The sequence below is a fragment of the Roseibium aggregatum genome (assembly GCF_017309185.1).
GTDB classification, from domain to species: domain Bacteria; phylum Pseudomonadota; class Alphaproteobacteria; order Rhizobiales; family Stappiaceae; genus Roseibium; species Roseibium aggregatum_B.
Genome location: NZ_JAEKJZ010000002.1, coordinates 660818 through 667646 on the forward strand (window position 1 = coordinate 660818; position 6829 = coordinate 667646).

Annotated in this window: 7 protein-coding genes; all 7 read right to left on the reverse strand. The window is 58.2% G+C overall.

Features of this window, described 5'->3' with window-relative positions; translation table 11 throughout:
- Positions 1 to 3: 3 nt before the first annotated feature.
- Positions 4 to 2436 (reverse strand): hypothetical protein, encoded by a 2433-nt coding sequence (locus JF539_RS15210; RefSeq protein ID WP_207141506.1) that lies wholly within the window; start codon positions 2434 to 2436, stop codon positions 4 to 6.
- Positions 2433 to 3020 carry a hypothetical protein gene (locus JF539_RS15215; protein ID WP_207141507.1) on the reverse strand — a complete coding sequence of 196 codons (588 nt, stop codon included), beginning with the start codon at positions 3018 to 3020 and terminating at the stop codon, positions 2433 to 2435. Before JF539_RS15215 ends, JF539_RS15210 begins: the two co-directional genes overlap by 4 nt.
- A 23-nt stretch (positions 3021 to 3043) precedes the next feature.
- On the reverse strand, positions 3044 to 3382 hold the full coding sequence (locus tag JF539_RS15220; RefSeq protein WP_207141508.1) for a hypothetical protein: 339 nt from the start codon (positions 3380 to 3382) through the stop codon (positions 3044 to 3046).
- Positions 3383 to 3481: 99 nt separating this feature from the next.
- A complete protein-coding gene (locus JF539_RS15225) occupies positions 3482 to 4519 on the reverse strand; it encodes a hypothetical protein (RefSeq protein ID WP_207141509.1) in 1038 nt (345 codons plus the stop codon).
- Between the two features lie 413 nt (positions 4520 to 4932).
- Positions 4933 to 5295, reverse strand: a complete 363-nt coding sequence (locus JF539_RS15230) for a hypothetical protein (protein WP_207141510.1) — start codon at positions 5293 to 5295, stop codon at positions 4933 to 4935.
- Between the two features lie 167 nt (positions 5296 to 5462).
- Positions 5463 to 6152 (reverse strand): hypothetical protein, encoded by a 690-nt coding sequence (locus JF539_RS15235; protein WP_207141511.1) that lies wholly within the window; start codon positions 6150 to 6152, stop codon positions 5463 to 5465.
- A gap of 74 nt (positions 6153 to 6226) precedes the next feature.
- Positions 6227 to 6829: IS3 family transposase (locus JF539_RS15240; RefSeq protein WP_207141512.1), on the reverse strand; the 603-nt coding region annotated here is incomplete at its 5' end.

A 6829-nucleotide genomic window follows, 5' to 3' on the forward strand; every position in this document is an offset into this window, starting at 1 on the left:
AACTTAGGGTTCTCCATCGGTTCCGAAATTGATTGAAAGGATCGTCGCGGGTTTGCCGCCGCTTGCTTCCAGCGTCAGCTGGCCGCCATCTTCCCAGCGGGTTTCGACGGACGGATCCAGCACGCCCGAGCGCAACGGCGCTGGTTGGCCGGAAACGTCGCCCGCCTGATAGAAGATCTGCTCGTCCAGATAGGTTTCGTCCGATCCGGCTTTCAGCGTGCCCGTGTCCAGAACCGCGATCGCGCAACGATCGACACGCAGTTTCCGCCCAAGCGCGGAACCATCCTTCGCATTGACCGGAAAGGGCAGCGTTGTCGCCTTCGCCGTCACATCCAGTCCGACAAGGATTTTTTCCGCCATCCGTTTGTTGGGAAGACTGGCTTCCCCGCCCGCGACCGTCGTCCGGTAATCCGTTCCGTCGGCGAAAAGCACCACCTCCTCACCTTCCAGATGATCGAGCCCGGAAACGGCTGTGACTGCCGGACCTTCGTAACGCGCCGCGCAGTCCAGCAGCCATGCGTCCTCGATTTCGCCTCCGAGAAAGGGTTGCTGCATGATTTCGATATAGCGTCTGGTCTGCCCGCCGATGGTCCGGTTTACGATCATCCAGACTTCGTCGGACGCGGCTCCGCTCAGGTCGGCCATGCACTCTACCACACCGCCGAACCCGTGGCGATGCATGCCGAACACCTGCTGCTGGCGCTCATAGGTGAAGCCCACCGCGAGACCAGCCGTGTCCCAGGCCCAGATAATACTGTCCGGATACTGCTGGTAACAGGCGCCGGAAATTCCGTTTTGGAAGAGATGCGACTGCACCTCGCTCAGCGACTGGGACACCCGGCCGTCGGCGCTCAGGTCGTAAGCCATTTCCCGCATGTCGGTCCCGTAAGGCCCGAAATAGAGCAAAACCGAGCCGACCTTGATCGGGGTAATCCCGTTTGCCCCGAAATTGGTTTCCGGTCGCTGATCGACATTTTCCGGGCCGTAGGGATCCTGCTCCGTTGCCTTGCCGAGCGCCCGAACCGCCCGCGTTGTGCCAATGATCAAATCGTTGTCGTCGACCAGCCATCGAATGCGGTTGACCTGACCGGAAAGGATCCCCGCGGTCACCGCGTCGGAAGCCTGAAGGACATGAGAGACGGCGAAATTGTTGAAGTCCCCCGTTTGGCTCTCCCAGACCTTCTGCGGTTCCGCCGTCGTTCCGGCAAAGGCAAGCCGGCTCTTGTGCCAACCGACCGTTTCTGGCCAGCCCGTGGTGTCCGACCAGGCCCCAAGCCGCCAGATGCTTTGCGCCTTGGTGTCCTGGAGCGACTGACCGAAGACCTGAACCTTGACCTCAGTTGCCGAGGTGACTTCCGTGATCTTGAACCAGCGCCAAAACCCGTCGGACCCGCGGAAACGGATATGCCGTCCGACATCGGATGACTGGAATCCGTCTCCCCAATTGATCCCGTCCGCACTTGAAGCCGTCAGGGCGAAAGCCGTTTGCGTGGCGCCGGATTGGTGAAAGACAAGCTGACCGATGGCGGAATTGCTGGATTCCGACCCGCCTCCCTGGGTGAAGCTGAAGCGGTAATGGAAGAACGCCGTTTCATTGTGGAAGGAATACTCACGCCATTCGTTCGAGGCCCAGGTGTCCTGACCGTCCTGCGTGTCCAGAATGACCCAGGTCGCACCGTCATTCGACCCTTCGATATTCCATTGCCAGGGCATTTCATCGTTCTTGCTGTTGTCGGTCGGCGCCTGAAGCAGATAGGCGTCGATGACCACCGCGCTGGTAAACGCATATTGCAGCCAACCCGAGGAACCACTCGACAGGACCGCCTTCGTGTCGGCCCGGCCGAAAGCCCGGTAGGCATTCGCCGATCCGTTGCTTGAACTGACCGTGCCGCTTGGCGCGGTGTTAGACGTCATCTCCGGAACCGGATTTCCGGTCTCCGCGGGCGTCAGGTTCGTGGGCTCGATATTCACGTCTAGAAACGGACCGTCCTTGAATTCCATCGGTTCGATGGTCCAGGACGTTTCACCCAGACGTTTCAGGACCTGTGGCGCGACCCCGCCGCCGGCGATGAACAGTGTGTCCGTGGACTGCACGAATTTCAGGTCCGGTAGAACGGACACCGCAAAGGGCGTTTCAACCTCAACAGTCCCCACCCTGCCTGCGCTGGTGAAGACGCGGAAATAGAAATCCCCGAATTCCAGCATGTAATACTGGCCGTTGCCGAATTCGAATGGGATCAGCCACCCGCCGGTCAGGCTGTCTTTCAGCTCCGCGACAAACTTGGTACCGCCGCGACGGCGCAACCCTCCCCTTTTCAGAGTGATAAAGTTTTCGCACTCGGCGAGCGATGACCGGAACAGTTCCAGGTCGGAGCGGTAAATCAGCTCCGGGTCCAGTTCTCCCCGGCTGAAGGTCGCTTGAAGGTGATAACTCATCGGTCCGTGACAATATCCAGGTCGATCATCGGCAGCGGCCTGCCCTGTTGAGCATCAAAACGCCCAGCCTGCCCCAGGGCTTCTCTCGCGGCGTCCCGCAAGGCTTCCGCGCGGCTGTTCTTGCCGCTGACCACGTGAGCGCAAGCGGCGGCCAAAAACAGCGAAAACGCGTGCACGAAAAGCGGCGGAAACTCCGTTTCCCGCGTAACCCTCCGCACATAACGCAGTGGGAACGGTGGCGTGCAATCAGACATGATCCGCTGCCCCACGACCTCGAACGGGACAATCTGCCCATCCGGATCACCGTCCACCGTTTGCTGAGGGAGACGCAGGCAGTCGGATGGTTTCTTGAACTGATAGTCCCAGCGAAACGGCGGTTTTTCCGTTTCCGCGGGAAGATGCGTCAGCGTCAGCGCGAAATCCCAGTCCCGCAGGGCAAGGCAGGCATCCCGCTGGGCCGCGTAGTGGCTTCGGAACCAGCGCGAAGCGACGGAGGAGAAATCGAAATCCCTGATCGGCGCTTCTTTCAGATGCGCAAGCGCAAGGTTCGCCATCTCGACGGAAGTGTTGACGGTACCCGACATGACAAAGATCTTTCATTGAAGAATTAGAGGGCGGACGGCGGGCTCATTTCCGCTTCATAGGCTTCCAGGGCCGAGACGGCCTTCGCCTTGTTGGCCGCTTCTATGCCAGTGAAGTCACGCGCCATGGCCTGAAGCGTCTTCCAGTGCTCCCTGCGCCAATCCCCGGGGAGGGGCTTTCCGGCGGACGGAGCGGCTCGGCCCTTTCGTTTGAGGTTCCAGTCGGCGGAAAGCGCATCGGCGATCTCTTCCCGCTTTTGCTCGGCTCGGGGAGCCAGAGCGCCGTGACGCGCGTCGAAATCCTTTTCGTGGTTTTCCTCCAGCCGTTGCAAATGCCTCAGCCGACGCATGATGATTTCGTCCATGGACCCATCCTGGAAAAAAGAAAAGGCGGCCGAAGCCGCCCGAAACTGCGTAGAAATCGAAGAAGCCCAGCGGCTGCCGGCAGACGGCAGGCGCGCCGGTCAGATATTGACCTTCAGGCAGGCAAGCTTCACGTTCTTGCGGGTGTATTTCCGGTCCCAGTTGGCGGCATTGCGCAGCTCGGCCAACGCCGCACCCTGGGATTTGGCGAGAGAAGCCGCAAGGAAATCCATGCCGGCGGGGTGGATCAGTTCGAAGCGGCGCGTCGTCAGGTAGTCCGCGCCACCGCCATCGCCGATATCCGGGTCACGGGTAATCTCCGTACCCTCGTTGCCGTAGATCGTGGACCGGCTCGGCACCTCGTCGATATGCATGAAGGCACCGGGCGCGAACAGGAAGCACGAATATTCGTCCGAGTTGGTGCCGGAGGCCACCGGCATCATCTCCGAATGAACCACCATCATGCCGGCGTAATAAGGCACCTCGAAGGGCGCTTCGGACGGCTTCTTGAACTCGATCTTTTCGTCGTCCAGAAGCGTGCCGTAGACAAAACTGTGCATGGCGATCACGCGCAGATCGTCCAGGTTCTCACCCATGGTCAGCCGGGCGCGGTTGATTGCCTGATAGCTGATCCGATTGGCCGCCGTCGGTGAGGAAACGTCGGAATAGATGGAATAAACCATGTCGCCGCTGTCGTTGGCCACATTGTCGGCAATGACGCCTTCGGCAGTGGCGATGATACGCTCCTCCTTGCGCCGGCCCCAATAGGCGCTGATGCGTTCCGCCACCCGGTTCATGGCGCTTTCGCCGCGCCCGGTGGCGGCATAGCTCGCCACTGTTTTGGCGCCGTATTTCTTGGCCAGCCGGTGTTTGTAGGCCTTCATGTCGCTGGCCGTAATCTTCGAGGTGGCGATCTTGTTGTCGCTGTCGTCGATCACCGTCGGCTCCTCGTCGTCGAGGTCCTCCCAGTAAGGCACCTCGATCTGATTGCCGCCGGCCTTGAAGCGCTTGGCGATGTCCGGAGCGGGGGCGGCGAGAATGCCGGATTTTTCGAGCATGATCAGTTTCGCCGGCTTGTTCTCGGCCATATAGGGCGTGAACACGCGCGGCACGACGATGTCTGAAATTTGAGACGTCATGGGTTTTCCTTTGATTGCTGATTTTAAAGAGAAATTCCGGAGAGACGGAAACGCCGCCATTGCCGGCTGCGGCTGAAGCCGCGTTTCTGTCAGGAGCGGGTGCCCTGCAGTCGGCCAGGCAAAAAAAAAGACCTCTCCCGATGAGGAGAAGTCGCGGTGAGACGGCATTTTCGGTTCCGTCAGTGTGGCACGCGCAAAATGCGGTCCAAGACCTCGGGTGGAATGCATACGAAATTCTGACAATTCGCTTTTAGAGCCCGTATATCTTCAGATCTCGGGGCGCCGCCGAAACCGTTCGGAGCGTGGCTTTGCCGTTTCGTATCGGGTAATCGAATGCGTCAAATTCTCTGATTTAACATATGGATAAAGAGAAACCACATAGTCGCGCAAACTACTTCTTCGATGGTCCTCGTTCATTCAACAACCTCGCATTTTTCAGTGACAAACGGCGGTAGCAAACATGTGTACATCGGAAAGCAGGACAAGGTGGACAGGTCGTTTCGTCTGCCGATTTCCAATGCCCCGACGGACTCGTTCTGGGCGTCCGGGATGTATAGGTACTCCGTAACAAAGGGAGACCAGTCTCCTTCAGTGTTTTGTTCAATATTCAATGGCCCCACCTTTTCGGCCAGGGCAGGGCAATTCTCGGCGAAATAGGGGATATCGTACTCCAGCGCATAGGGATGAAACCCGCCGAGCACGAAAAAATAGAGGAAGTAAAGCGTACAAAAACCGGGAATGATCCGGAACAATATTATACGAACGACCTTCAGCATGTTTCGCCTCCAAGTTTGCCGGACGACCGTGATTGACACACCTTGCATACTGTTCACTCTTTGTTCCAAAATCAATCAAAAATTGAAGACAAAAAATTTTCATCTGGGCATGGTAAATGGCTTTGGGTTTAAACAAACGAAACGCACCCACATGTCAAACAGGTCTCTCAAAGCCCGAACATCCTCGGGTCGCGGCCAGCCGACAGGATCAGCCGCTCGGCAAGTCCTGGATTGCGCTTCAACATCGTCGCTTGCAGCTTGAGATCCTGGTTGCGAAGATCGAACGGATTGGCCAGGACCCCACGATCCGGCTCGATCGAAACCTGCCCTCGGTCCGGCCTTCGCGGTGGTTCCGTCGCGGATAGGAAACTTACGCTCCGGCGGCTGGCGCCCAGGTCTCCGGGAAAGGCAGGACTTAGGATCGCGGACGTCCGCCGCGGTATACGTTGACCGGACACCGGCGGCATTTGAGAACCCAGGATTTCGGGCTTTGGACGAGGCGCCTTCGCAGCGTGCCACTCTTCTGTATGGCCTCTTTGCGGTTGTTGCGCACCTGAACCTGGGTTTGGGGTCTCACCTCGCGGTTCCGTCTCTTCTTCGCCGTACAAATCGGTAAGGAATCCCGGAACAGGTTTTTGAAAAGAATGCTTTTTCGAGTTCAGCAAAGCCTGGGGCGGTATTCCAAAGGATTTGAGAATAGTACCGGCCATGCTGTTACTGTTCTGGGTGTCGATCCTGTAATCAAGGTTCCGGGCGTTGATGTGTTCGATGAGCGCCTCCGCCCTGGCTTTGTAAGCTTCGATTTCCTCCGGCGTTCCGATCACCACAGTCGTCTGATTGTCGACCTTGTCGCCCATTAGCGGACGGTAAATTAGATCGCCTTTGATGGTATCGCCGGGTTCCCAAGGCCATCTGAATAGCCCCGCGTTTTCTAGACGCCTTTGGTGTTCATTTTCCGCTGCCGTTCGAACTCGACGGGTGACAGCATCCCGTTCCTGGCGTGTTTGCGCTTCGGGTTGTAGAACATCTCTATGTAATCGAACACATCCCGCCTCGCGTCTTCGCGGGTTTTGTATGTTCGCCGCCGTACCCTTTCCCGCTTGAGCAGGTTGAAGAAGCTTTCGGCAACAGCGTTATCGTGGCAGTTCCCGCGCCGGCTCATGGAGTGCTCCAGATTGTGAGCGCGAAGGAATGATGCCCAGTCCATGCTCGTGAACTGCGATCCCTGATCCGAATGGATCAGAACTGCGTTCTTTGGCTTCCTCCTCCATACGGCCATGAGTAACGCCTGCAACACGACATCCGTGGTTTGTCGGCTCTGCATCGACCATCCAACAACGCGGCGGGAAAACAGGTCGATCACGACGGCAAGGTAGGCAAAGCCTTCCAGTGTCCTGATGTAGGTGATGTCTGTCACCCAGACCCTGTCGGGCACCTCCACATTGAACTGCTGGTTGAGGCTATTGTCGACGACCACGGCAGGTCTTCCGCCATAGTTGCCCGGTCTCCGCCTGTATCCGATCTGAGCCTTGAT